Genomic DNA, 24,883 nt, shown 5'->3' with positions numbered 1-24,883 from the left:
CCTTTGGAAATTCCTCTTGTTCGTGAATGTTTGCTAAATTAGTTGCTCAAACACGCAACTAATCATACACAAAACCGTTGGTATGTAATTGCCTACGGCACGTAGAATCGCGTTTTCCAAACGCTGCCCTTCTACTAATTACATACCAACGCCCACTGTTTGTCGCACCTCGCTAATTTTATGTATATTTAGTCGAGTCTACGAGAACTCCGAACGATACTACACACAACAGCGTGTATAGCTAATCAGGCGCAACAATAGCTTTCCGTGAGGCGCGCCTCACTACGCCATACACAGTGGGCGTTGGTATGTAATTTGGTATGGTAAAGAGACATCGTTTACAAAGTTAAAGGGACATCGTTTACACTTTTTAAAGACTAAATTTCTGATTAAAATCGGAAATTATGCCTTGGAAAGAAACGACAACTATGGAACAAAAAATTGAATTTATCTGTGAATGGAGAACAGGCAAGTATACCATTACAGAATTATGCAAAAACTTTGAAATCTCTCGTCCTACTGCTTATAAGTTAATTAATAGGTTCGAAAATCAAGGTTATGAAGGTCTTAGAGAACACTCTAGAGCCCCTTCAAAGCATCCTAATGCAACACCTCTAAATATCGTAGAAGGTATCTTAAAGCTAAAAGAAAAATATCCTCGTTGGGGAGCAAAAAAAATAAGAATATTATTGTTTAAAGAATTTACAGAAAAACAAATCCCATCTGTGGTTACGGTCCATAATATTCTTAAGAAAAACGGTTTAGTATGTGCTAAAAAAAGGATGAGAAGAATCAAACCAGTATACCCTATTTTTGATCCTAAAAACTGTAACGAAGTATGGAGTGCTGACTATAAAGGAAAGTTTTTAATGGGCAATAAAATATACTGCCACCCACTAACTATTGCAGACTCTAAAAGCAGATTTCTATTTACTGCTAAAGGACATTATAAAGAAAATCTAAAGTCTGCCAAAGCAGAGTTTACAAAGGTTTTTAGGAAATATGGAGTCCCTAAACAAATACACACAGACAATGGTAGTCCATTTGGTTCGGTAAGAGCTATCCAACGTTTTACACAACTTTCCTATTGGTTTATTGAGCTTGGAATTAGCCCTGTATTTTCTGACCCTGCTCACCCAGAACAAAACGGAAGATACGAATGTATGCATAGAGATTTAAAAGCCGCTTGTGCTAAACCTTCAGCATATGATTTAAAAGCACAACAAAGAAGATTAAATCACTTTGTAAAAGAATATAATCATGTAAGACCACATGAAGCTTTAAACATGAAAACACCTGCAGATATACATGACTTTTCTACAAGAGCTTTTACAGAAAGAATACCTCATTTTGATTACGATGCAACATATAAAGTTCTTAAGGTAACTAAAAATGGAGCCATAAGATGGAAATCATATTATTGGGTATATTTAACTGCTGCGCTTAAAGGTAAATATGTAGCAATTGAAGAGCTTGGTAATGGAATTTGGAAAGTATTTTATAGAAATGTACTTTTAGGGTACTTTAATGAAAAACAATTAAGAAAGAAGGAACAATCAACAAGGTTAGAAACTAATTTAGGGTAAACCCTAATCTTTAACTTGTGTAAACGATGTCCCTTAACGAACATTAAAAAAAATAATTTGTAACATTTTGACATTCTTTGTATCTAAATGAAAAATAAAGGAAACAAAATGAAAAAAACAATAACATTATTTGTATTTATATTAACCACAATCTCAGTTAGTTCTCAATCAATCTATTCCAAAGCATATGGTAACCCAAACAATGAACCAATTATTTATCTTCATGGCGGTCCTGGATATAATTCAATAGGTTTTGAATTAGCAACGGCCAAAGAACTTAGCGAAAACGGATTTTTTGTTATTGTTTATGATCGACGTGGAGAGGGTCGATCCTCTGATAAAAACGCAAAATTTACATTTCAAGAAACGTTTGATGATTTGGACTCCATATATACAAACTTCAATTTAAAAGATGCTACCCTTATGGGACATAGCTTTGGAGGAGTGGTTGGAACTCTTTACGCAGAGAAATATCCAAATAAAACAAAATCTCTAATATTGGTAGCAGCACCAATATCTATGCAAGAAACTTTTCTCACTATCATAAAAAAGTCCAAAAATATATACGAGAAAAATAAAGACAGCACCAATTTAAAGTACATTAAAATGCTTGAGAAAATGGATAAAAAATCCTTAGAATATAGTTCATATAGTTTTGGATATGCAATGCAGAATGGTTTTTATACTCCAAAAGCACCATCTGAAGAAGCTATAACGATTTACACAAAATTGAAAACAAGTCCCACATTTGTAAATGATGGAGCTACAATGACCTACGAAGCACCAAAAGGATTTTGGAAAAATGAGAATTACACTTCAATAGATCTAACACAAAACTTAAAAAGTATCCTAGAAAATAAAACTCGAGTTTTTGGACTCTACGGTACTGAAGATGGTCTATACTCAGAAGAACAAATAATGAAACTTAAAAAAATAATACCCTTAAATAATTTTAAGTATATAGACAACTGTTCTCACAACGTTTTTATTGATCAACAAGATCAATTTATATCAGCTTTAACAACTTGGATCAAGTAATGAAATTTGAAGAAATTCATGAAACTTATTGGCCAAAGGTATATCGTCAGTGCATAGGATACATGAATGATTCTGACATTGCCAAAGACTTAGCTCAAGAAACGTTTATAAAAGTTTGGCAGCAACTGCCCAAATTCCGAAATGAATCTTCCATAGGGACTTGGATATTTCGAATTGCAGTAAATACGTGCCTAGGACAAATTAGAAAAGATAAAAAAATGCCGAAATCTGAATTACCAATGAGAATGGCTGAAGAAGTATCCATAGACAAAGAACCAGAAGTACAGTTTTTATATCAATGTATTTCCGAACTTCCTGAAATTGAACGTATCATAATATCATTAGAACTGGAAGATTTGAAACAGAAAGAAATAGCAAAAATTGTTGGCCTATCAGAAAGTAACGTTAGAGTGAAAATACACCGTATAAAAGGAAAGTTAACCAAAAAATTCCAGCATCATGACAGATAATATAGACTTTAAAAAGTACTGGAATAAGAAGAAAATTGAAACCCCAGCACCCAAAGAAATAATAAAAAAAGCCAATGAGTATAAAAGGAAGGCCCGATTTAAACTGATTGCGGCCAATCTTGCATTGCTCGCAACTTGCATTTTTATAAGTTTTGTTTGGTTCTATTATCAACCTGAGTTTTTGACCACAAAACTTGGAATTGTATTATGTATAATAGCTATGTTGGTATACCTGGCCTTTCACAATACATTAGCGCCGCTCTTATTAAATCAGAGCCTTGAGCTAGATACTAAAGCTCAGCTAAAACAATTAATATTACTAAAAGAAAAGCAACGGTTTCAACAAACAACTCTACTGAATGGCTACTTCATTTTACTTTCTTTGGGACTAGGTCTTTATATGTATGAGTATATCATTAGAATGACATTGCCATGGGCTATTTTTTCATACGGTATCGTCCTATTTTGGATCGCAATAAATGCCTTCTACTTTAGGCCAAAAATAATCAAGAAACAACAGACTAAATTGAATCAGCTAATCGCTCAATTAAAAGATTTAAACGAACAATTAACTAGTTAAAAATAAGATTATGAATACAAAAATAGTAATGACTTCAAGCGCCTTATTCTATGGAGTTATTGGAATTCTTTTTTCATTTTTACCAAATGAAATAGCTGGGTATCTAAATGTTGAGTCTAATATTATTACAATACTCTTTTTGAAAATAATGAGTGCATTATACTTGGGGTTTGGAATTTTAAATTGGATGGCAAAAGAAACGCTTATTGGTGGGATTTATAATAAACCAATTGCATTTGGAAACCTAATGCATTTTTGCGTTGGAGCAATTACACTAGTTAAAGTTGTTTCTAATATCAAGACGCATTTAGAAATAGTTATTTCGCTAACTCTGGTATATGTGATTTTTGCGATTCTTTTTGTCTATATCTTTAGAACAAATCCTACTAAAACGAAAAAGAAAAAATAAAAAAACTATTGCCAACAACGTATATAATTTATTGCTAGTTCTAGCCTACTTACGAAAATCCTTACGGATTTTCTATTCGGTTTTTATTTGCTAAATTAGGTGCTTAAAACACACAACAAACCATGTACAAACACGTTGGTATGTAATTGCCTACGGCACGTAGAATCGCGTTTTCCAAACGCTGCCCTTCTACTAATTACATACCAACGCCCACTGTTTGTCGCACCTCGCCAATTTTATGTATATTTAGTCGAGTCTACGAGAACTCCGAACGATACTACACACAATAGCGTGTATAGCTAATCAGGCGCAACAATGGCTTTCCGTGAGGCGCGCCTCACTGCGCCATACACAGTGGGCGTTGTGGTTAATTTAAAACAAATATCCTGAAAATATTAAAATTCATATTTCTGACAACTTTTTTGACACTCACGAGTTGCTTTTCAACAAAGAAATTGATTGCTGAAAGTAAAAATAAAACGACTGAATTTTCTACTGAAAAAATAAACGGAGTTTATCAAAATCATATTGAAAATAATGAAAGAATCGGACTTTGGAACTTACTAGCTGATAACAAATCAATTAAAGGAGATACCACATTAGTTACTGAAAACTCATTTGTTCAATTCGAACTTATGTCCGAAACGGAATTAAAAGTAAGCTTAATCGAAAGTAGTTTGATTATAAAGAGTATGGAGTTTAAAGGTAAAATAGTTGACAATTATTTCTCAATAAATAAAAAGTTAGTTTTAATTCCTATTCCGGCTTTGTACTTTCATAGAGAAAGGAAAACTATTGTTGGGAATAATGAAAACGGAAATCTGAATTTGACTCGTGGATATAAAAATGGAGCTTGGTTTCTTTTTTTTGCTGGAGATTATGGAGGAATTAGCAATTATCAATTTAAACGAATAAAAAACTAACCACAACACCGTTTATAGTTCATTACAAGTTCTCGCAGATTTTCTATTTGATCTGTAATTACTAAATTAGTTGCTCGTTATACCTTACTAACCTCCTAAGTGAACTCAAAAAATTATTGTTATGTGAATCGAATGGAATTTTTGAAAGCAAGTGTCGCTTTAAGCGCAATTAGTGTATTACCTTATTCTTGTTTAAATAGATTTCATTCCTCAAGATTTAAGCTTGGCTACCAGCTATTTTCAATCCGAGATGAAATGGCAAATGATCCTGTTGCAACATTAAAAATTCTAAAAAAAATGGGTTACCAACACTTTGAGCATTATGGATTTAAAGCCGAATACGGGACTTATTATGGATATAAAACTTCCGAATTCAAAAATATTCTTAATGATCTCAACCTAAGTATAACTAGCGGTCATTACCCTTTTGCTAATTATTTTAATAAACCATTAGACGAACTTTCTAAATATGTAGACCAATGTATTCAAGGTGCTTTAACCATGAAAAGCAAATACATAGTATGGCCATGGATAGCACCTGAAGATAGAAATATAGACGGTTTTAAGAAGCTTAGTAAAAAACTGAACCTAATGGGTGAGCAAATCAATTAGGCTGGATTAGGCTTTGCCTATCATAATCAAGGTTATGAATTTGACAATTCTCAAGGAGCTTCAGGTTACGAAATTATAACCAACGAGACTGATTCTGATTTGGTTAAATTACAATTAGATATGTATTGGATTGCACATGAAGGTAAAACAACACCTACTGCCTGAATAAATAAGTATCCAGGAAGATTTGTAATGTGGCATATTAAAGATATGCACAAAGATTCTCGTGACTATACTGAGTTAGGAAATGGCTCAATAGACTATAATAAAATATTACCAAGTCCTGAAAAATCTGGATTAGAATATTTTTATATCGAACAAGGAGGGAATTATACCGAAAGCTCAATAAAAAGTGCCGCTTTTAGTGCAGATTATTTTATAAAAAATTTGCAAAAATATCTTTAGAAGTAAATTGTTCTAATTACAACAAGGCATATAATTATCTTTTTGATTACTTATAGCTTACGAAAATTTTGATAGAATTTTCTATCTACGATTTGTGTGCTAACTTTAGTGCATAATCAGCCAACAAATTCATACACAAACACCTAACCCAAAATTTGTCAGTTGTTATAACTTAAATAAAATGACACTTTACGAAAAAAAGCTTAAAAAGATTAATGCAATTGTGTATTCAAAACAAGAGCAATTAGAGACTGTCATTAGTATTAAAAACTATATAGATAACAACTATGAAAATGACCTTAATTTAAATTATTTATCTCGTATTCGATTTGTTTCTAAATATCATATGTTACGACTATTCAAAAAATACTATGGTCTTACACCTAGACAATATTTAATAGATAAAAGAATCTCTAAATCAAAAGAACAACTTAAAAATGGTATGTCGGTCACTGAAACCTTTTATGCTGTTGGATTTGAAAGTATAGGTTCATTTAGCACTTTATTTAAAACTAAAACAGGTAAATCACCATCAGAGTTTCAAAAAAAGCAACTTTCAAGAAGTACATTAAAATCAGAATTCTGAACTTTGAAAAAGAATAAATTAATCTAGGATGAAAGTAACACTAATTAGTATTCCCGTTAGAGACCAAGAGAAAGCTTTAAATTTTTACACAAAAAAATTAGGATTTATTAAGAAGAAAGATTCTCCACTAGGTGTTGGTAATCGTTGGCTAACATTAGTTTCACCAGAATGGCAAGATGGACCAGAATTGCTGTTAGAGCCTGCGCCAAATCATTTTGAGCCATGTAAGGTCTTTCAGGATGCATTGATGGAAGCAGGATATCCATACACACAATTTGATGTTGGTAATGTTGATGCTGAATACGTTAGATTAACGAAACTAGATGTTGAATTTAGTGTAAAGCCAACTACGATGGGTCCTGTTAAATTTGCAGTTTTTAATGATACCTGTGGTAATAATATTCAAATTGTAGAAATTCTATAGAAAAACTATGAGAAAAATTGTACCAATACTTATCATAACACTACTAATATTTAGTTGTACTAATTATAAGGCTAATAATGATGCTAATGTAGAGTTAACAGCGTTACAAACTAAAATTGATAGTCTAAAAAAATCAAAAAAAGAAACAAAAGAACAAATAGCAACTTTTTTAACTTTTCAGGATAATAACGCGGAAAAAGCAATGGATTTTTATGTCGAATTATTTGATAATTCCAAGATTATCAGCATTCAACGATGGGAAAAAGGTGGTCCAGTTGAGGAAGGAAAAATTATGACAGCCAAATTTAATTTAAATGGAAGCTTATTTATGTGCAGTGATAGTCCACCGATTAACGATTGGGATTTTTCACCTGCCGTTTCTAACTTTATTGATTGTGTAAATGAGAACGAACTTGAACAACTATTTTCAAAACTATCTAAAAATGGTAATGTAACAATGCCATTAAATAATTATGGATTCAGCTATAGATTTGGCTGGGTTGTTGACCAATTTGGTGTGTCATGGCAATTAAATTTAAAATAGAAAACATAGCAGTTTAATTAATAGATTTTAAGGGCAAAATGAATACTAATTATAACGTTGGTGATTTAATATATGACGTAGACATTTATGATGGTATGAATACTAATCTAAATGATTTGCAATTTTATAAGCGTTGGCTTCCAAAAAATAAGGATGCACGTATACTTGAGCTTTGTTGTGGCACAGGTAGACTTACACTACCTATTGCTAAAGATGGCTATGCTATTTGTGGTGTAGATTATACCGCTTCAATGTTAGAACAAGCAAAAGCAAAAGCTGCAGAAGAGAAATTAGACATTAAGTATATTGAAGCAGATATTAGAACTTTAGATTTACCTGATAAATACGATCTAATTTTTATTCCCTTTAACTCAATACACCACCTATACAAGAATGAAGACTTATTTAAAGCATTAAGTGTTGTTAAGAATCATCTTAAAAACGAAGGTCTTTTTCTTTTAGATTGCTTTAATCCTAATATTAAATTTATAATTGAAAGAGAGAAGGAACAAAAAGAAATTGCTGATTATACAACCAAAGATGGAAGAAATGTATTGATAAAGGAAATCATGACCTATGAAAATAAAACTCAGATTAATCGCATAGAATGGCATTATTATATAAATGGTGTGTTTGATTCAATACAAAATTTAGATATGAGACTTTTCTTTCCCCAAGAATTAGATGCATACTTAAAATGGAATGGCTTTAATATTATCAATAAGTTTGGTAGCTTTGACGATGATCCTTTCAATGACAAATCAGACAAACAGATATTTGTTTGTCAAAAGCTTATCCAATAACGACATGACTTAAATATAACAACCCATAGTATTAAATTGCATTTCTTTTTATCTCCAAAAATAAACCACAGCCAAAACTTATATAATTAATCATATGAAAAACAATAAATTATCTGGAAAAAATGTACTTATAACTTCTGGTGCTCAAGGTATTGGAGAATCTATCACAAAGGATTTCATTGATTGTGGTGCTCACGTTGCCATACACTATTTTTCTAGTGCTACTACTGCAAACGAATTGAAAGCATACGCAACTAGTAAAGGGTAAAAAGCTGTGTCTATAAGTGGTGACTTAACAAAAGAAGAGGATGCAAATGCTATGGTAGAAAAAACCATGGAAGCATTAGGTGGATTAGACATATTAATCAATAATGCAGGTTCACTAGTCGCAAGAAAAATGCTAAGTGAAATGAAGACTGATTTTTGGAACAAGGTAATGGATATTAACCTCACATCGATGATGTTTGTGACAAGAGCTGCATCTGCACATTTAGCAAAAAATAGCAATAGTAGTATTGTAAATTTAGCATCACTTGCTGGGCGAAAAGGTGGTCATCCAGGTTCTTTAGCTTATGCAACAAGTAAAGGTGCTATTTTAACTTATACAAGAGCACTATCAACAGAATTTGGACCTCAAGGTACAAGGGTTAATGCTGTAGCACCTGGCCTTATACTTGGAACTTCATTTCACGACACACATACTACAAAAGAATCTGCTGATGCAACAACAGCTGGTATTCCTATACAGCGCGCAGGCAATGCGGATGATGTGGCACGTGCAGTTTTGTATCTAGCATCAGAATATGATGGATTTTTTACTGGAGCTACGCTAGATATCAATGGAGGTGTCTATAACATGTAATCTCGTCAATCCCATAGCTACTAATTCAAAATATGGCAAAAACACTATATCGTATTTATGTTATAGAATTATCTAAACGTGTATATACTGAAGATGAAAAATTCAGAAATGCAAATCCACAGTTTAATGGAGTATTAGAGTGCCTCTATGTTGGTATGACAAGTAAAACGCCTAAGGAACGTTTTGAGCAGCATAAAACAGGTTATAGAAATAAAAAAGGGCATAAAATTTCATCTAATATTGTAGAAAAATACGGATTGTATTTGCGCCCAAGTCTTTATAATCATATTGACCCTTTCTTTACGAGAGAAGAAGCACTGATTGCAGAAAAAATAATTACTTTAGAATTGCGAAGAGAACGATATGCTGTTTGGTCTAATTAGCTACCAAAAACTGCTTTAATGTTTCCTCATAAATCGCTTCATACTTCGGCACAATATTACGTAAATCAAATTTTTGAGATTGGGCTTTAGCATTTGCTTTAAATTTATTTAATATAATTAAGTCAGACAAAATTCTAATAGCATTTTTGGACATATCTTCAACAGCATTTACATCACTTAAATAACCTGAAAAACCATCTTCATTTACCTCTGCTAATCCTCCTGTATTAGTAGATATAACTGGTACACTACTTGCCATAGCTTCTAATGCAGCTAAACCAAAACTTTCTGTTTGAGATGGCAACAAAAATAAATCACTAAAGCACAAAATTCTATCAATTTCATTACTATTACCAAAGAATATTACGCGATCTGAAATCCCTAGTTCTTCAACCATTTGTTCTGCACCTTCTTTTTCTGGACCTTCACCAACCATCATTAATTTTGCAGGTAATTCTTTTTGAATATTATAAAAGATTTTAATGACATCTGGTATTTGTTTCACTTCACGCATGTTACTAATGTGCGTAACAATACGTTCATCATCATCTGCCATCATTTCACGTTGACAATCTGTAAAATTATGAAGATGCTTCTCTAAATCAATAAAATTCGGAACCACATGTATATCTTTTTTAATATCAAAAAGGCGCATCGTATCTTCCTTTAAACTTGCTGATACTGAAGTTACTGCGTCGGACTTGTTGATACTAAATGTAACAGCTGGTTTATAAAAAGGATGACTACCAACTAACGTAATATCTGTACCATGCAAGGTCGTAACTATAGGAACAAGAATTCCTTCATCTAAAAGCATTTGCTGTGCCATATAAGCTGCATAAGCATGTGGAATAGCATAATGCACATGCAAAAGTTGAATACCATGAAGTTTTACCATATCTACCAATTTACTAGACAAGGCTAATTCATATGGCTGATATTGAAATAGAGGATATTCTGGTACATGTACTTCGTGAAAATGAACATTGTTACTCAGTAACTCTAAACGTACAGGCTGATTATAGGTTATAAAGTGAATCTGATGACCACGCTTAGAAAGCTCTAAACCTAATTCTGTGGCTACTACTCCACTACCTCCAAAAGTTGGGTAACAAACTATTCCTATTTTCATAAATGGTTATGAATTCAAAAGTTTAAATTGATTAAAATCAGTCACAGTAAAGTCCCAAATTATTTATGAGACTTACAAAGATTTATGAATTTATAAAGTTATGGGTTTTATTAAAATGGACTAAGACTTTAAGTACTTTTTAACTTACAACTTTCGGCAATAAGTTTAATCAATAATTGCCTCGTAAATTAAACGCTGAATTTCAGTTCGAATGTTTTCGCGAAGTAATAGATTTTTACCTGCTTCAGGATACGTTCTATTAGCTAAAAAGATATAGAGAATTTCTTCTTCAGGATCTGCCCAAGCGTAAGTTCCTGTAAAGCCAGAATGTCCAAAGCTTGTCATAGACAAACAGCCACAAGTTGGTCCTTCTTCTCCTAATTGAGGTTTATCAAAGCCAACACCACGTCTATTATCAGCATGGCAATAATGACATTTAGTGAACTTATCTATAGTTTCATTTTTAAAATAACGTCTACCACCATAAAACCCTTTTTGTAAGTACATCTGCATAATCTTAGCAACATCATTAGCATTACTAAAAACCCCTGCATGACCACCAATACCACCTTGCATTGCAGCACCCATATCATGTACATAACCATGTACTTTTTTGTAACGGAAATAATTATCAACTTCAGTTGGTACAATATCTTTCAGGCTGAAATTTTTTCTAGGGTTATACGTTGTATAATTAGCCCCAAGTGATTTATAAAATCGATCCTGAGTTATCTCATGTAAGGATTTATTATAAAAACCTTCTAGATAATCTTTAAGAATATAATAAGGCAAATCGCTGTAACGGTATCGCAATCTTGATAGTAATTCACTTTCCTTTATAATATCTTGTATAGAGTCTTTATAATCATTGCGCAAAAACAATGTATTCGTAACTTCAATATTAAATCCTTTTTGTCGCTTAGATCTGTAGTATTTAGGGTCTGGCTTTTTAGTTATTGAGTCTAAAGTTGCATAGTAGAACGGAATCCAAGGTCGTAATTGTGCGTAATGTGACAACATTTTTTTTAACGTAACATTCTTTTTGTTTGAATTCTTCCATTCTGGCACTAAATTGCCCAATTTAGAATTGAGACCTATTGAACCTTGTTGCTCTAGCTCCATCACAATAGGAATGGTGGCTAAAATTTTTGTCAATGATGCTACATCATACATGTCATCAAAATCTACTTTGTTCTTTTTTGAGTATGTATGATAACCAAAGTTTTTATTGTAAATTACTTTTCCTTTTCGAGCAACTAATAACTGAATACCCGGTGTCATTCTATTTTTAACCGCATGATTAGCGATAGAATCAATTTTACTAAGTTTCTCAGAATCCATACCTACGCGTTCTGGTAAACCATAACTTAAACTTGAAATAGCATTATAAGTTTCACCTGTTCCAACAGCAAAAAACTCGCCTGTACTAACTGGTAATTTTCCTTTTGCTCCTATGGCACCAAAAATAAGTTGGGCTGATTTCTCTTGTGCTATTTCACTATTCTGATAACTCATTATAATGCCTTCAATATTTTCAATAGACAATAGATCATTTAAGGCATAAGGTCTAGCAAATACATCTAAAATAACTGTATTAGTTCTAGCAATTTCATAAAGCCATGCCATTTCTTTCTGAGAGAATTTATAGCCTTTCCATGGGTTGTCATTAGATTTATGAAACCCAACAACTACAGTATTGTAATTTTGAAGCTTTGAAATTACACCATCTAATTGATTTGCTTTTATCTGATGGACTTTAGTATATTTTTTTAACTCATTGAAAAATGGTGAGCCTTCAGAATCACCTAGAGATACATAAGCTATTTTTTTCGTTTCTAAATCTCTTAACGGTAATAATGAATTTGTATTTTTTACAACTGTAATGGCACTTTCCATTAAGTTTTCATACAATAAGTCATCCTCTAGCCTATTGAGTTCTTTTCCTAAATTAGAAATGCCAATTGGCGAGTAATTGTTTAAACCAACTTTATATTTAGCCATTAATATTTTCTTTACAGAATGTGCCAAACGGTCTTCAGTAATTACGCCTTTATCATAAGCCTCAATTAGTTTCTTAATTCCTTTTTTAGGATTTTCAGACATTAACATAACATCATTACCAGCCAGAAAAGCCATTAAATCAATTTCACCACCTTTGTTTAAAGTATTAGGTGTGATACCGTCAACACTTTTTTCTATATAATCTGCAGCACCTTTCATCGTAAGTGCATCTGTAAAAATTAATCCTTTAAAACCTAGACGTTCTTTTAGTATATCTGTCACTATATGCCTAGATAAAGAAGAAGGAAATCCTCTTCTGGCTTCTAAACTTGGTACATTTAAATGAGCAATCATAACACTAGATAATCCTTCATCAATAAGCTTTTTATAGGGATAAAGCTCAATAGAATCTATACGCTGTTCACTAAACGAAACGGTTGGTAAAGTTTTATGAGAATCAGCTTCAGTATCACCATGACCTGGAAAATGCTTTGCATTTGCCAATGTTCCAGCTCCTTGCATCCCTTTCATAAATGCTAACCCTTTTTCGGTAACATTATCTCTATCTTCCCCAAAAGAACGATTACCAATGATTGGGTTTTTTGGATTTGTATTAATATCCACAACTGGTGCAAAATTGAAATGTACACCTAAACGTTTACAGTGTTCCCCAATATGCTTACCTACTTGTTCAACAAGTTTGTTGTCTGAAATAGCACCAAGTGTCATATTCCACGGAAAAGCATAAGTGGAGTCTAAACGCATACTTAAACCCCATTCAGCATCCATACCAATTAATAACGGAATCTTAGAAACCGATTGTAGTGTATTATTTAATTTTGCTTGTCTGTATGGTCCTCCATTAGAATAAATAATTCCACCTATATGCTGTTTTTTAATAAGATTAATTGCAATAGCATCATTGACCTTACTACTATTCTCAGACATTACTTGCACCATATATAGTTGACCTACACGTTCTTCTACAGACATGGAATTATACAAACTATCAACCCATTTTTTTTGGGCAACAGAATCTTCTGAAATTAAGGGATGATCAACGACCTCTTGAGCAATACTAAATTGAACAAAGACGCATATAAGGATAGGGGACAAATAACGCATATACTATATTTTTTTCGTTTATAGGTTAATTAACGAATACTATGCCAAAATAGCATAATTAATAAGAAGTCAAAAGACTTTAGTATACTTTTATAAACTAGGTAATTAACAGTCTTAGTGAAGTTATTCGAGTAAATCGATATGACGGTCGTGATACCCTAATAAATACAATACACCATCTAATCCAATACTAGAGATAGAACTTTGTGCATTATCTTTCACTTTTGGTTTGGCATGAAAAGCAATTCCTAAACCAGCAAGATTAAGCATTTGTAAATCATTAGCCCCATCTCCTACTGCAATAGTTTGGCCAATATCAATACTTTCTTTTTCTGCAATTTCTTTGAGGTATTCAGCCTTTTTATTACCATCTACAATCTCGCCAATGTAACCACCTGTTAAGGCGCCGTCTTTAATTTCCAACTGATTGGCATAGACGTAGTCGATATCCAATTTCTTTTGTAAATAATGACCAAAATATGTAAAACCTCCAGATAGTATTGCGGTTTTAAATCCGTAATTATGCAGAGTGTCTATAAGTCTTCTAGCACCTTTGGTAATTGGTAATCGTTCTGCAACTTCTTGCAAAACATCTTCTTTCAGACCTTTTAAAAGATTCATACGTCTTTTAAAGCTTTCATTAAAATCAATTTCACCTTGCATTGCAGATTCAGTAATTGCTTTAACCTCCTCACCAACTCCAGCCAACTCTGCTAATTCGTCTATAACTTCTGTTTGAATTAAAGTTGAATCCATATCAAAACAAACTAAACGTCTATTTCGTCTAAATATATTATCTTCTTGAAACGCAATATCTACATCTAACTCTCTTGATATCTCCATCATTTTACTTGTGAAATCTGACTTATCATCAATCTTACCTCTAATTGATAACTGTATAGAGGCTCTAGGATAGTCTTCTGTTTTAACTAGAGATATACGACCAGTAAGTCGCTTAATAGAATCTATATTTAAGTTTTTTTCAGATATCACTTTAGTAACTTCAGAAATTTGTTCTGCAGCTAGTTTTTCACCAAGAATGGTAATGATATAACGATCCTTCCCTTGAAGGTTTACCCATTTTTCGTAATCCTCATGTGTTATGGGCTTAAATTTTGCTTTTATTCCGAGTTCATAAGCTTTAAACAACAAATCCTTTTGAACTGCTGATGATTCTTCACCAGATGCAATCTCAAACAATATACCTAGAGATAAGGTATCATGGATATTAGCTTGACCAATATCTAGAACTTTAGCACCATATTGTGCTAATACACTTGTTAAACCAGAAGTTAATCCAGGCTTATCTTGTCCTGAAATATTTAATAAGAAAATGTCTGTAGCCAAACTAATTAATTTATAGCTGTAAAAATGAATATTCTAATTGATATATGAAAGTGAATGAAGATGCGAATTTTACAATAATATCCTAAAAACACTAAAAAATATGTAATGCGAAAACGCTATTAAAGAAAACGACTATGCCAACTTTCACTGGCTGGCACTTCCCAGTTATCTTTAAATTCTGCAATATTTGTAACCAAATTATTAAAAACTATCGTCTTTCTAGAAACTGCTTTATCTTTAGCCATCTTTTTAAAATCTACTAAAGATTTATATGCAATGAATTCACCTTGCTTGTAAGACACATTCATTTTATCCATTAAATCGACGTTATAATAACTCTCTAATTCTTGTATAAAGTGAACCGAAGCATCAATTGAACAACCAGTAGCAGTATTCAAGTTTTGATTTAAAGCAATCACTATAAATCTTTTATAAACAACCTTATAGCCTGCTTGTAAATCTTTACCATGTGCTGTCCATGCTTCAATGAACACGTTTAGTTTTTCTGAAAGCTCTGTTAACTCTGATTCTGAAAACGAACGGTTAGCTTGGTATATCCAAACACGAGATTCTTCAGGTAATGTATCGAAATCTACTAACATAAAATTGACTTAGGATTGGTTGTAGAATTATGCATTTGCAATTAATTCAGCAATATCCATTACTTTAATTTCACTTTCTTTTTCTTTGAATTTTACACCATCTGTCATCATTGTATTACAGTATGGACAACCAGTAGCAATAATTTCTGGTTTTGTTTCTATAGCATCTTCAGTTCTAAGTACATTGATTTCCTTATTTCCTGGTTCTGCATCCTTAAACATTTGTGCACCACCTGCACCACAACATAATGCAGTTCCTTTATGTCGTTTCATTTCAACTAAAGTTGCATTGGTCCTTTTAAGAACATCCCTTGGTGCGTCATAAACACTATTAGCTCTACCTAAATAACAAGGGTCATGAAATGTGATTCGCTTTCCTTTATAGGTATTACCCTCTACTGCTAAGCGTCCTTCTTTCATCAACTCTTCTATATATTCAGTATGGTGAATAACATCATAATTACCACCTAGACTAGGATACTCATTCTTTATGCAATTAAACGAATGCGGGTCACACGTAACAATGCGCTTTACTTCGTAAGCATTGAGCACTTCAATATTCATAACAGCTTGCATCTGAAATAAGAATTCATTACCAGCACGTTTTGCAACATCTCCAGTATTACTTTCTTCAGTTCCTAATACTGCAAAATCTACATTTGCCTTATTTAAAATCTTAACAAAAGCCTTTGTTATTTTCTTAGCTCTATCATCATAGCTACCAGCAGAACCAACCCAAAATAAAATTTCTGGTTGTTTGCCTTCTGCCATAAACTCTGCCATAGTTGGCACTTTAAGTTGCTCACTCATTTCTATTAATTTTTAGGCTCGTCTTTTTTAGGTGCAAATAAAACTGATAGACTCCCTCCATCAGCACCAATAACTAAGCCTGCAATTAGGTGACCATATTTATAGTCTCTTAATAATCCCATTAACACAGAACCGAGAATCATTAGAATTACTCCTACAATTATTACTATTTTTCTAGTGCTCATCTTTCCAATTTAAACGGTCCATTTGATTGTAAGGCCAAGGAGCACCATTGTTTTCTATATTGGTCATCATATTATTCAGTTCCATAGGTGCAGCACTTTGCTCCATCACTAAATAACGACGCATTTCTAATATTATAGATAATGGATTAATACTCACAGGACATTCTTCTACACAGGCATTACAGGTTGTACAAGCCCATAACTCTTCGTTAGTAATATAATCACCAAGAAGTTGTTTTCCATCGTCTTTAAACTCCCCATTATTAGCATCAATATTTTTACCAACTTCCTCTAAACGATCTCTTGTGTCCATCATAATCTTTCGAGGTGATAATTTCTTACCAGTAAGATTTGCAGGACAAGCAGACGTACAACGACCACATTCTGTACACGTGTATGAATTAAGTAGTTGAATTTGATTTAAATCCATAACATCACTAGCACCAAACTTCGCAGGCACTTCATCTTCAGCTCCTTCTGCAGGTGCCGCAAATGGATCTGCATTTGGATCCATCATCAATTTTACTTCATTTGTTACAGCCTCAAGATTATTGAATTTTCCTTTTGGTTCTACACTACCTAAATACACATTTGGAAATGCTAATAGTATATGCAAATGCTTAGAAAAATATAGATAATTTAAGAATATAAGAATGCCTACAATATGAAGCCACCAAGCTACACGCTCAAACGTATGAAGCATTTCTGCCGAAAACCCTTCAAACCATGGTGCTATAAATTGAGAAACGACATTTCCAGACGCCATACTCTGAAATGATGTATCAGTTGCATTCATCACTAAAAACAAACACATTAGAACAACTTCAAAATATAAAATGATATTACCATCGCTTTTGGGCCAACCTTTCATCTCCGCACTTAGAAAGCGCTTAATCTTAATGACATTTCTACGTATCCAGAATACAATAACCGATACCAAAACCAAAATAGCTAAGACTTCAAAGGAACCTATTAAAAACCCATAAAGAGAATTAGGTAAGTATTCAGCTCCTATACGATGTGTCCCAAACAGACCATCAATAATAATTTCAAGAACTTCTATATTAATAATAATAAAACCAACATATACTATGATATGTAAAAACCCAGAAACTGGCCGTTTTACCATTTTACTTTGGCCAAGTGCAATACGCACCATATTAGACCAACGTTCAGATTTGTTATCACTTGCATCAACATCTTGTCCTAATTTAATGTTACGGATCAATTTTTTGATGTTTCGTGTAAAGTAGCCAATACCTAGTATAAAAATAATGGCGAAAATAATATTTGGTAAATATTCCATAAGTGAAATAATCTAATTCTTTTGGTCTTCAGTTGGTGCTTGGTAAGGAATCTCTTTTTTAGATAGAATACGTCTGTATCTTGCTGGATGCAGTTTTATATCTAATAATAATAACTCCATCTCTTTAGAAGCACCTTCTAGATTTTTATAGAGCTTATCATCCTTTAGTAGCTTTCCAATAGTGCCTTCGCCATTATCTATACTAACTAAAAGACTTTGCATACTAACAAGCGTTTTATTTAAATCTTCGATAGTAGTAGACAATCCAGCTCCTTTTAATTCGGCAGACAATTCACTTAAATCTTTACTTGTCTTATCGAAGTTATCTAAAATAGAAGAAATTTTTTCATCATTTTTCTTAACCACATTTTGTATTGAATAAGATAAATCTTTAAATGATTTTAAAGTACCATTTAATTCAGAAATGGTAGCCTTTAAACCTTCATTAGATTCGTCAACAACTAAGGCATTTAAGCTATTTACCAAAGTATCAGCCGATCGCAATGTTCCGTCTAGATCATTAGTTACTTTTGGCAAGTCACTTTCTAGAGAAGTCATTAAATTTTGTTTAATATCTGAAGAAATAAAATCACCTGGTTGGGCCATAACACCATCTTTAGCATCTAAAATAGCCAAAGCATTGCCTCCCATTAAACCAGTTTGGTATAGTTGTATTTTACTGTTTTTAGAAAACTTTAATTTTGGGTTAACCGAAAACTCAACGCGTGTTTTACCTGTTTCAAAATCATATATAATATCTTCAATTTTTCCAATTTTATTACCTCTAATGGTAACTGCAGAAGACGGACTTAACGAATTATAATCAAACTCTGTATAATAAGTCTGTGTGTTAGAAAATAGGTCTTCACCTTTTAAGTATGAAAATAAATATATAAAAAGAGCAATACCAGATAGGACTAATATAGCTGTTTTAACTTCTCGAGAAATTTTCAATGTGTTGCAATTTGGTTATAAACAAAATTAGGAATAAATATATGAATAATATACCTAATTGCTCGCAGATTTCAATGCATCTGAGACATCGATTTGTTTTCCATCTTTGTAAGCAACAATAAAACTAGTTGAATAGCCTTTTGCCTTGGCTTCTTCTTTTAATTCTTGTGCCTTTGTATAATCTAACGTATTTCCATAGTAATACCTGTACCTATCACCTACTTTATTCTTAGATATATCAGATAATCCTTTGAAATTATATGATTTTGGAGCTAAATCATTTTTACTTGCAGCAATCTGTACTTTAAAAATAACATCTTCAATAATTTTTGGTTCTTCTACCTCTATTGATGGGCTTTCAAGATCTTCACCTAAAATATGAGTTCCTACGTTTTGATCTAGTTCCTTTTTATAATCTAAAATTGCATCTTTAAGTGCATTAGACATTTTTGATTGTCCCGGTTTAGAATTCAAAAATGCTCCTTCCTTTTTATTACTAATAAAACCAAGTTCAACAAGTATACTTGGCATATAAGTATTTCTAATTACTAAAAGGCTATGCTGTTTTAATCCGCGGCTTTTTCTTTTTGCTTTATTAACAAAATTATTTTCAATCTTTCCTGCAAGAGTTATACTTTGCTCAATATATACCTCTTGCTCAATACCTATCGCGATAGTAGACTCAGGTGAACTAGGATTAAAACCTTCATAGTTTTCTTCATAATTGTCCTCTAAAAAAATAACTTCATTCTCACGTTTGGCAACTTCAAAATTACGAGTTGTATTTTTTTCACCTAACACCCATGTTTCAGTTCCAAAAGGTTTTGAATTATTAACTGAATTACAATGAATAGAAATAAACAAATCGGCATCAGCTTTATTAGCGATATCAGCACGTCTCCATAATTCAATAAACTTATCTGTTTTACGAGTATAGATTACTTTTATATCATCTATTTCTTCTAGAGTTTTACCCAATTTCAAAACAACATCTAAAGCTATCTTTTTTTCTTTATATCCATTTTTCATTGCTCCAGGATCTTTACCTCCATGACCAGCATCTAAAACCACAACAAAGTTATCATCTTGTGCATATAAAGTTCCATAAGATGTTAAAGTAGTTATAAATGTAACTAACAAGCATACTATTATATATTTAGACTTCGTTTGCATATTTAATTTAACGATTTATAAGCTCACATTATTACAAGCCTTTATTAGTTAAACAGTATTTTTTAACTTTATTGTATTAATAAATTATTCACAAAAAAATAACTGTACTTTTGGCGTTTCAAAAACCGAGCCATACTTTTACAAAAATACATTTAAAAGCATTGCGTACAAACAGCTTACACATACTTTTTGCCTTGAGTTTTACAGTGCTTATCAACACGTTTAGCTTAGCACAAGAATTACCTAAAAAGGAAGGTTCAATTCCTATAAAACCAATAAAGGATACTAAAACAATTTCCTCAAATACACTTCTTAATAGACCCTTAAGCACAAAAGTAGTTGACTCTACAAAACAAGATTCTATTAAAAAGAATGAGTTTCTTCAAGATATAGTAACATATAAAGCAACAGATTATGTTTCTATAAATCAGAAAAAACAAAAAATATATTTATACAACGAAGCAGAAGTCTTATACCAAGACATGGAAATTAAAGCAGGTGTAATTGTGATAGACTATAGTAAGAACTTAGTATATGCAGGTCGATTAAAAGATTCTACTGGCTATTCACAACGTCCTGTATTTAAACAAGGTGCTAATGTTATTGAACCAGATTCAATCATTTTTAACACGGATAGTAAAAAGGCTTTAGTCTACAATTCTAGAACAGAACAATCGGGTTTTAAAGTACGTGCGCCACTAACAAAAAAAGAAAACGACTCGGTTTACTTTATGAGAAAAGGGCGTTTTACCACTGCTGAGGATGAGGATGATCCAGAATATCAGTTCATCACTTCTAAAATGAAATTAGTTCCAGGTAAAAAAGTCATTGTTGGTCCTACCTATATGGAAATCTATGGTGTGCCCACTCCTATCGCACTTCCATTTGCATTTTTCCCAATGTCCGATAAGCAAACCTCTGGTATTATATTTCCATCTTTTGGTGAAGACACAGGAAATGATAGAGGTTACTTTTTGCAAAATGGTGGTTATTACTTTGCCATTAGCGATTATTTGGATTTAGCAGTACTTGGTGATTATTACACCAACGGAAGTTATGGGTTACGATTAGAAAGTAATTATGCAAAGCGTTACAGTTTTAGAGGTAATCTGAGCTTTAGATATGAAAATTTATTAAATAGCGAACGTGGTTTCCCTGACTTTGCCCAGAGTACAATTTATAACCTTAGATGGTCGCATAGCCAAGATGCAAAAGCAAATCCTAACTCTAGATTCTCTGCTTCTGTTAACTTAGGTAGTAGTAATTATTATCAGCAATCGGTTAATCAATTGAATCAGGCTAATTTCCTAAATAACACTTTAGCCTCTTCTGTATCGTATTCTAAAACTTTTCAAGGAGAACCTTCTGTTAACTTAAGCCTTACAGCTACTCATAACCAAAATACAAATACGGAAGCGATTAATTTAACCTTGCCAACCATGCAAGCGTCCATGACTAGAGTGTATCCTTTTGCTCCAAAATCTGGTGCCAAAAAAGGAGCCATTCAGAATGTTAACTTTCAAGTAAATACAAGAGGAGAATATCGCATTCAAACTACAGATTCATTATTCGGAAAAAGTGAAATGTTTGATGATGCTATAGCCGGAATGCGCCATAGTATACCTGTAACAACTAATTTTAAAGTATTTGATCATTTTAGTGCTAGTGTTAGTGCCAATTTTGAAGAAACTTGGACCTTAAAAACCATTCGTCGTTTCTATGACCAAGCTAATGACGAAGTGGTTACACTCAACCAAAATGGTTTTGACCGTTTTCTAACCTATAATATGAGTGCGAGTCTTGGTACTACCTTGTACGGAATGTTTAACTTTGAGAAAGAAGGAAAAGACCCAAAAATACAAGCTATACGTCATGTGATGCGACCTTCGATAAGTTATTCTATAAATCCATCTTTTGATCAATATTACGAAACCTACGATGTCATAGATGCAGATGGCACAACTACTGAAGAGTATACACGATTTGAAAACTCTCTATTCGGAAGACCAGGTAATCGTTATTCGAGTAGTGTTGGTCTTTCTATTGGAAATAATATTGAAGCAAAAGTGCGCTCTAAAGATTCTACAAAAACCGAATCTGAAAAAATATTTATACTAAACAACCTCAACTTTTCAACAGCCTATGATATTGCTGCAGATTCTTTAAACTGGAGTCCTGTTCGTATTAATGGTGGTACGCAGATTCTTAATAAAAAGATGAGCATAAATTTTGGTATGACGCTGAATCCATACGCATTAGACAGCAATAACAATATCATAAATACATTTAATATAGATAATGGAGGAAGTTTATTTCGTTTAACTTCAGCTAATATTAATATGAGTTATACCCTATCTAACGAGAGTTTTTCTGGTGAAGAATCTGATGATGACAAATCCTCTGCTCAAGAAGCAGCAAGGTCTGGTGGACGAACCGATGGGCTTTTTGGAAAAACGCAAGACTTTGCTGATCGGCGACTTACAGATAAGGATAAAAAGAAAGATGATAAGGAAGATAACAATGAATGGTATAATTATAAAATGCCATGGAATGTGCGTCTGGCCTATGCAGCAAATTATACAAATACCAAACGAGAAGATCAAATATCATCACATTCTTTAATGTTTTCTGGCGATGTAGAACTATCTCCAAAATGGAGCGTTGGTGCATCTTCTGGATACGACTTTTTAAACCAAGGTTTCACTTTTACACAATTACGTTTTGAACGCGATTTATTAAGTTGGCGTATGAATTTTACTTGGGTTCCTTTCAGTGATCGTTCGTCTTGGAATTTCTTTATTGGTATCTCCTCTAATTTATTAAAAGATTTAAAATACGATCAACGTCTTCAGCCAGATCGTTCTGTTGGAAATTAATTTCTCTATGCAATAGATACACTCTTTTCTTTTGAAAAAATAAACTAAATTTGAACTATAATCTTATTAATATTTCTGCTGTTGCAGGATGAGATACTGAAATAAATTCAGCACACGTGAAAAAAATAATCAACACTTCAAAAGCACCTGCACCAATAGGACCATACAATCAAGCAGTTTTGGTAGGTAATACTTTATATACGTCTGGTCAAATCGCTTTACATCCAGACACTATGGAATTGGTTTTAGATGATATAAAAACCGAAACCAAGCAAGTAATGGAAAACATGAAAGCCGTTTTAGCTGCTGCAGATATGACGTTTGAAAATGTTTTTAAAACTTCAATCTTTATTAGCGATATGAATAATTTCTCGCAAATTAATGAAGTGTATGGGCAATATTTTAATGAAGATACTGCACCAGCAAGAGAAACTGTAGAAGTTGCTAACTTACCAAAGTTTGTAAATGTTGAGATTAGTATGATTGCTGTAAAGTAATATTTATATAAAATGAAAAAGCGACTTGGTCTTGAACAAGCCGCCTTTTACCAACCAATCAACCCTAAAAACATAGTTAATTTTTTATACAGCGAACGCCAGCACCTATTTGTATCGCATTATTACTATACAAAATAGTCTCTTGATCAAATAATTGTACCGCAGTTCTTGTCGCGTTTGTAGCATTAAAATCTGAAGTGGCCCAAGTACAAATACCTTCAGCAAATGTTGGTGTTCCAGGTGTACTCACATAACCGTTTGGCAAACCATTAAAGCCAATAGCATCAGTACCATTTCCACTAGAAGCAAACCAACCAGTAGTAGATTTTAATGCTGTAGCTTCATTACCCGAAAAACCATTAGTGGCAAAATAGTTTTCCAGTTCCATAAAGTCTTGTGCCGAAGGAATTCTCCAACCTTCTGGTGCTAATTTCCCGCTTTCTATTGCAAAATGATTATACATAGCACCATAATATTCGAAAGGCATATCAAAATCTACAGCATTATTTAAATCGTCTGTATTTGCATATTGATAAAATGCGTCTTGGTTATTTAAACTTCCCCAATTATTGCCATGCTCGGCAAATGTGAATTGTGTAATTGGTGTACCGTCTTTGAAAGTAGTAACCTTTAAATTTTCTAACATCCAGGTTTGGTTACCAATCACTATAGTATTATAAACATTACCATCTATATCTGTAACTGTTCTTAGCTGCTGTTGACTATTATCATCAGTATCATCAGAACAGTTTATAAATAATACGGCAGCTAAGCTAATTAGTGTAAATTGGAGTAATTGTTTCATAAAAGGATCGTTATTGTGTTTTTATATAGAACAACCCAGCTTTTAATTCTCCTTAAAACTCATCATATTTTAAACAAAAAATAGTGGCTTGTTTTCACAAACCACTATACTAACTAACATTTAATCAACCCTAAAACTTAATAGCTCTTTTTCATAGCAATTCTCTCGACTAAATCAAGACTAACAAGATTTTGAGCAAATAGAATCATATTAAGTTTCACATGTTATATATATAACAACTGAAGTCTTAATTCTCCTAAATGAAAACTAAATTAATTTTAAAAAAATGTGATGATATACTTTTGGTAGGTATTGCGCTTTACGCCCACTGTGTATGGCGCAGTGAGGCGCGCCTCACGGAAAGCCATTGTTGCGCCTCATTAGCTATACACGCTGTTGTGTGTAGTATCCTTCGGAGTTCTCGTAGACTCGACTAAATATACAT

At 32.7% G+C, this 24,883-nt stretch carries 27 protein-coding genes; 17 read left to right on the top strand and 10 right to left on the bottom strand.

Features of this window, described 5'->3' with window-relative positions; all coding sequences use genetic code 11:
* Window positions 1-404: 404 nt before the first annotated feature.
* The 15 genes from WPG_RS14740 to WPG_RS14680 all read left to right on the top strand — a co-directional run bounded on the left by WPG_RS14740 (window position 405) and on the right by WPG_RS14680 (window position 9,625).
* Entirely contained in the window at window positions 405-1,586 is a 1,182-nt protein-coding gene (locus WPG_RS14740; RefSeq protein ID WP_045472232.1) for an integrase core domain-containing protein, read from the top strand.
* 108 nt (window positions 1,587-1,694) lie between these two features.
* Window positions 1,695-2,624, top strand: coding sequence for an alpha/beta fold hydrolase (locus WPG_RS14735; protein ID WP_045475632.1), 930 nt, complete (start codon window positions 1,695-1,697; stop codon window positions 2,622-2,624).
* Window positions 2,624-3,094 carry an RNA polymerase sigma factor gene (locus tag WPG_RS14730; RefSeq protein ID WP_045474069.1) on the top strand — a complete coding sequence of 157 codons (471 nt, stop codon included), beginning with the start codon at window positions 2,624-2,626 and terminating at the stop codon, window positions 3,092-3,094. Before WPG_RS14735 ends, WPG_RS14730 begins: the two co-directional genes overlap by 1 nt.
* The gene (locus tag WPG_RS14725) at window positions 3,084-3,674 is read left to right on the top strand and encodes a hypothetical protein (protein WP_045474067.1); all 591 of its coding nucleotides are present in this window, start codon (window positions 3,084-3,086) and stop codon (window positions 3,672-3,674) included. The genes WPG_RS14730 and WPG_RS14725 overlap by 11 nt, the downstream gene beginning before the upstream one ends.
* A gap of 10 nt (window positions 3,675-3,684) precedes the next feature.
* A complete protein-coding gene (locus tag WPG_RS14720; RefSeq protein ID WP_045474065.1) occupies window positions 3,685-4,083 on the top strand; it encodes a hypothetical protein in 399 nt (132 codons plus the stop codon).
* A 422-nt stretch (window positions 4,084-4,505) separates the two neighbouring features.
* Entirely contained in the window at window positions 4,506-5,006 is a 501-nt protein-coding gene (locus WPG_RS14715) for a hypothetical protein (RefSeq protein ID WP_144374490.1), read from the top strand.
* A 132-nt stretch (window positions 5,007-5,138) separates the two neighbouring features.
* A complete protein-coding gene (locus WPG_RS18435) occupies window positions 5,139-5,618 on the top strand; it encodes a hypothetical protein (RefSeq protein WP_197539923.1) in 480 nt (159 codons plus the stop codon).
* A gap of 192 nt (window positions 5,619-5,810) precedes the next feature.
* Window positions 5,811-6,023, top strand: coding sequence for a hypothetical protein (locus WPG_RS18430; protein WP_197539922.1), 213 nt, complete (start codon window positions 5,811-5,813; stop codon window positions 6,021-6,023).
* A gap of 181 nt (window positions 6,024-6,204) precedes the next feature.
* Window positions 6,205-6,609: a helix-turn-helix domain-containing protein gene (locus WPG_RS14705; RefSeq protein ID WP_052471291.1), complete on the top strand. Its 405-nt coding sequence runs from the start codon at window positions 6,205-6,207 to the stop codon at window positions 6,607-6,609.
* 28 nt (window positions 6,610-6,637) lie between these two features.
* Window positions 6,638-7,033, top strand: coding sequence for a VOC family protein (locus WPG_RS14700; protein ID WP_045474061.1), 396 nt, complete (start codon window positions 6,638-6,640; stop codon window positions 7,031-7,033).
* Between the two features lie 7 nt (window positions 7,034-7,040).
* Entirely contained in the window at window positions 7,041-7,577 is a 537-nt protein-coding gene (locus tag WPG_RS14695) for a VOC family protein (protein WP_084221597.1), read from the top strand.
* Between the two features lie 38 nt (window positions 7,578-7,615).
* Window positions 7,616-8,380 (top strand): class I SAM-dependent methyltransferase, encoded by a 765-nt coding sequence (locus tag WPG_RS14690; protein WP_045474059.1) that lies wholly within the window; start codon window positions 7,616-7,618, stop codon window positions 8,378-8,380.
* 94 nt (window positions 8,381-8,474) lie between these two features.
* Entirely contained in the window at window positions 8,475-8,648 is a 174-nt protein-coding gene (locus tag WPG_RS18690) for a hypothetical protein (protein WP_231850201.1), read from the top strand.
* A gap of 6 nt (window positions 8,649-8,654) precedes the next feature.
* The gene (locus tag WPG_RS14685; RefSeq protein ID WP_231850200.1) at window positions 8,655-9,242 is read left to right on the top strand and encodes an SDR family NAD(P)-dependent oxidoreductase; all 588 of its coding nucleotides are present in this window, start codon (window positions 8,655-8,657) and stop codon (window positions 9,240-9,242) included.
* 32 nt (window positions 9,243-9,274) lie between these two features.
* Window positions 9,275-9,625: a hypothetical protein gene (locus tag WPG_RS14680; RefSeq protein ID WP_045474057.1), complete on the top strand. Its 351-nt coding sequence runs from the start codon at window positions 9,275-9,277 to the stop codon at window positions 9,623-9,625.
* Here WPG_RS14680 and bshA read toward each other — a convergent pair.
* The 9 genes from bshA to WPG_RS14635 form a co-directional block, all read right to left on the bottom strand.
* A complete protein-coding gene (gene bshA / locus WPG_RS14675) occupies window positions 9,618-10,757 on the bottom strand; it encodes an N-acetyl-alpha-D-glucosaminyl L-malate synthase BshA (protein ID WP_045474055.1) in 1,140 nt (379 codons plus the stop codon). The two genes, WPG_RS14680 and bshA, sit on opposite strands and share 8 nt — an antisense overlap.
* Before the next feature lie 165 nt (window positions 10,758-10,922).
* Complete coding sequence (locus WPG_RS14670) at window positions 10,923-13,883, bottom strand: glycoside hydrolase family 3 N-terminal domain-containing protein (RefSeq protein ID WP_045474053.1); 2,961 nt, start codon at window positions 13,881-13,883, stop codon at window positions 10,923-10,925.
* A gap of 123 nt (window positions 13,884-14,006) precedes the next feature.
* Entirely contained in the window at window positions 14,007-15,230 is a 1,224-nt protein-coding gene (serB, locus tag WPG_RS14665) for a phosphoserine phosphatase SerB (protein WP_045474051.1), read from the bottom strand.
* Between the two features lie 119 nt (window positions 15,231-15,349).
* The gene (locus WPG_RS14660; RefSeq protein WP_045474049.1) at window positions 15,350-15,832 is read right to left on the bottom strand and encodes a hypothetical protein; all 483 of its coding nucleotides are present in this window, start codon (window positions 15,830-15,832) and stop codon (window positions 15,350-15,352) included.
* Between the two features lie 27 nt (window positions 15,833-15,859).
* Window positions 15,860-16,642, bottom strand: a complete 783-nt coding sequence (locus WPG_RS14655) for a (Fe-S)-binding protein (RefSeq protein ID WP_045474047.1) — start codon at window positions 16,640-16,642, stop codon at window positions 15,860-15,862.
* Window positions 16,643-16,647: 5 nt separating this feature from the next.
* Window positions 16,648-16,827, bottom strand: coding sequence for a hypothetical protein (locus WPG_RS14650; RefSeq protein WP_045474045.1), 180 nt, complete (start codon window positions 16,825-16,827; stop codon window positions 16,648-16,650).
* On the bottom strand, window positions 16,817-18,133 hold the full coding sequence (locus WPG_RS14645) for a (Fe-S)-binding protein (RefSeq protein WP_045474043.1): 1,317 nt from the start codon (window positions 18,131-18,133) through the stop codon (window positions 16,817-16,819). The genes WPG_RS14650 and WPG_RS14645 overlap by 11 nt, the downstream gene beginning before the upstream one ends.
* 12 nt (window positions 18,134-18,145) lie before the next feature.
* The gene (locus tag WPG_RS14640; RefSeq protein WP_045474041.1) at window positions 18,146-19,087 is read right to left on the bottom strand and encodes an MlaD family protein; all 942 of its coding nucleotides are present in this window, start codon (window positions 19,085-19,087) and stop codon (window positions 18,146-18,148) included.
* Window positions 19,088-19,141: 54 nt separating this feature from the next.
* Window positions 19,142-20,260, bottom strand: a complete 1,119-nt coding sequence (locus tag WPG_RS14635; RefSeq protein WP_045474039.1) for an N-acetylmuramoyl-L-alanine amidase — start codon at window positions 20,258-20,260, stop codon at window positions 19,142-19,144.
* A gap of 110 nt (window positions 20,261-20,370) precedes the next feature.
* Here WPG_RS14635 and WPG_RS14630 point away from each other — a divergent pair, with 110 nt between their 5' ends.
* Together WPG_RS14630 and WPG_RS14625 are read left to right on the top strand one after the other, a co-directional pair.
* A complete protein-coding gene (locus WPG_RS14630; RefSeq protein WP_045474037.1) occupies window positions 20,371-23,136 on the top strand; it encodes a putative LPS assembly protein LptD in 2,766 nt (921 codons plus the stop codon).
* Between the two features lie 116 nt (window positions 23,137-23,252).
* On the top strand, window positions 23,253-23,633 hold the full coding sequence (locus tag WPG_RS14625; RefSeq protein WP_045474035.1) for a RidA family protein: 381 nt from the start codon (window positions 23,253-23,255) through the stop codon (window positions 23,631-23,633).
* A gap of 76 nt (window positions 23,634-23,709) precedes the next feature.
* Here the strand turns inward: WPG_RS14625 and WPG_RS14620 are convergent, their stop codons facing one another.
* Window positions 23,710-24,438 carry a fibrobacter succinogenes major paralogous domain-containing protein gene (locus WPG_RS14620; RefSeq protein WP_045474033.1) on the bottom strand — a complete coding sequence of 243 codons (729 nt, stop codon included), beginning with the start codon at window positions 24,436-24,438 and terminating at the stop codon, window positions 23,710-23,712.
* Window positions 24,439-24,883: the final 445 nt, after the last annotated feature.

This window comes from Winogradskyella sp. PG-2, assembly GCF_000828715.1.
Lineage (GTDB): Bacteria > Bacteroidota > Bacteroidia > Flavobacteriales > Flavobacteriaceae > Winogradskyella.
Note: the sequence above shows the minus strand (reverse complement) of the source record. Positions and strands in the feature narration are given on the sequence as shown.

What these genes read in the sequence shown, in the direction of transcription:
- WPG_RS14740 (WP_045472232.1), top strand. Translation starts at nt 405, where the DNA reads ATGCCTTGGAAAGAAACGACAACTATGGAACAAAAAATTGAATTTATC.
- WPG_RS14735 (WP_045475632.1), top strand. Translation starts at nt 1,695, where the DNA reads ATGAAAAAAACAATAACATTATTTGTATTTATATTAACCACAATCTCA.
- WPG_RS14730 (WP_045474069.1), top strand. Translation starts at nt 2,624, where the DNA reads ATGAAATTTGAAGAAATTCATGAAACTTATTGGCCAAAGGTATATCGT.
- WPG_RS14725 (WP_045474067.1), top strand. Translation starts at nt 3,084, where the DNA reads ATGACAGATAATATAGACTTTAAAAAGTACTGGAATAAGAAGAAAATT.
- WPG_RS14720 (WP_045474065.1), top strand. Translation starts at nt 3,685, where the DNA reads ATGAATACAAAAATAGTAATGACTTCAAGCGCCTTATTCTATGGAGTT.
- WPG_RS18435 (WP_197539923.1), top strand. Translation starts at nt 5,139, where the DNA reads ATGGAATTTTTGAAAGCAAGTGTCGCTTTAAGCGCAATTAGTGTATTA.
- WPG_RS18430 (WP_197539922.1), top strand. Translation starts at nt 5,811, where the DNA reads ATGTGGCATATTAAAGATATGCACAAAGATTCTCGTGACTATACTGAG.
- WPG_RS14705 (WP_052471291.1), top strand. Translation starts at nt 6,205, where the DNA reads ATGACACTTTACGAAAAAAAGCTTAAAAAGATTAATGCAATTGTGTAT.
- WPG_RS14700 (WP_045474061.1), top strand. Translation starts at nt 6,638, where the DNA reads ATGAAAGTAACACTAATTAGTATTCCCGTTAGAGACCAAGAGAAAGCT.
- WPG_RS14695 (WP_084221597.1), top strand. Translation starts at nt 7,041, where the DNA reads ATGAGAAAAATTGTACCAATACTTATCATAACACTACTAATATTTAGT.
- WPG_RS14690 (WP_045474059.1), top strand. Translation starts at nt 7,616, where the DNA reads ATGAATACTAATTATAACGTTGGTGATTTAATATATGACGTAGACATT.
- WPG_RS18690 (WP_231850201.1), top strand. Translation starts at nt 8,475, where the DNA reads ATGAAAAACAATAAATTATCTGGAAAAAATGTACTTATAACTTCTGGT.
- WPG_RS14680 (WP_045474057.1), top strand. Translation starts at nt 9,275, where the DNA reads ATGGCAAAAACACTATATCGTATTTATGTTATAGAATTATCTAAACGT.
- bshA (WP_045474055.1), bottom strand. Translation starts at nt 10,757, where the DNA reads ATGAAAATAGGAATAGTTTGTTACCCAACTTTTGGAGGTAGTGGAGTA.
- WPG_RS14670 (WP_045474053.1), bottom strand. Translation starts at nt 13,883, where the DNA reads ATGCGTTATTTGTCCCCTATCCTTATATGCGTCTTTGTTCAATTTAGT.
- WPG_RS14660 (WP_045474049.1), bottom strand. Translation starts at nt 15,832, where the DNA reads ATGTTAGTAGATTTCGATACATTACCTGAAGAATCTCGTGTTTGGATA.
- WPG_RS14655 (WP_045474047.1), bottom strand. Translation starts at nt 16,642, where the DNA reads ATGAGTGAGCAACTTAAAGTGCCAACTATGGCAGAGTTTATGGCAGAA.
- WPG_RS14650 (WP_045474045.1), bottom strand. Translation starts at nt 16,827, where the DNA reads ATGAGCACTAGAAAAATAGTAATAATTGTAGGAGTAATTCTAATGATT.
- WPG_RS14645 (WP_045474043.1), bottom strand. Translation starts at nt 18,133, where the DNA reads ATGGAATATTTACCAAATATTATTTTCGCCATTATTTTTATACTAGGT.
- WPG_RS14635 (WP_045474039.1), bottom strand. Translation starts at nt 20,260, where the DNA reads ATGCAAACGAAGTCTAAATATATAATAGTATGCTTGTTAGTTACATTT.
- WPG_RS14620 (WP_045474033.1), bottom strand. Translation starts at nt 24,438, where the DNA reads ATGAAACAATTACTCCAATTTACACTAATTAGCTTAGCTGCCGTATTA.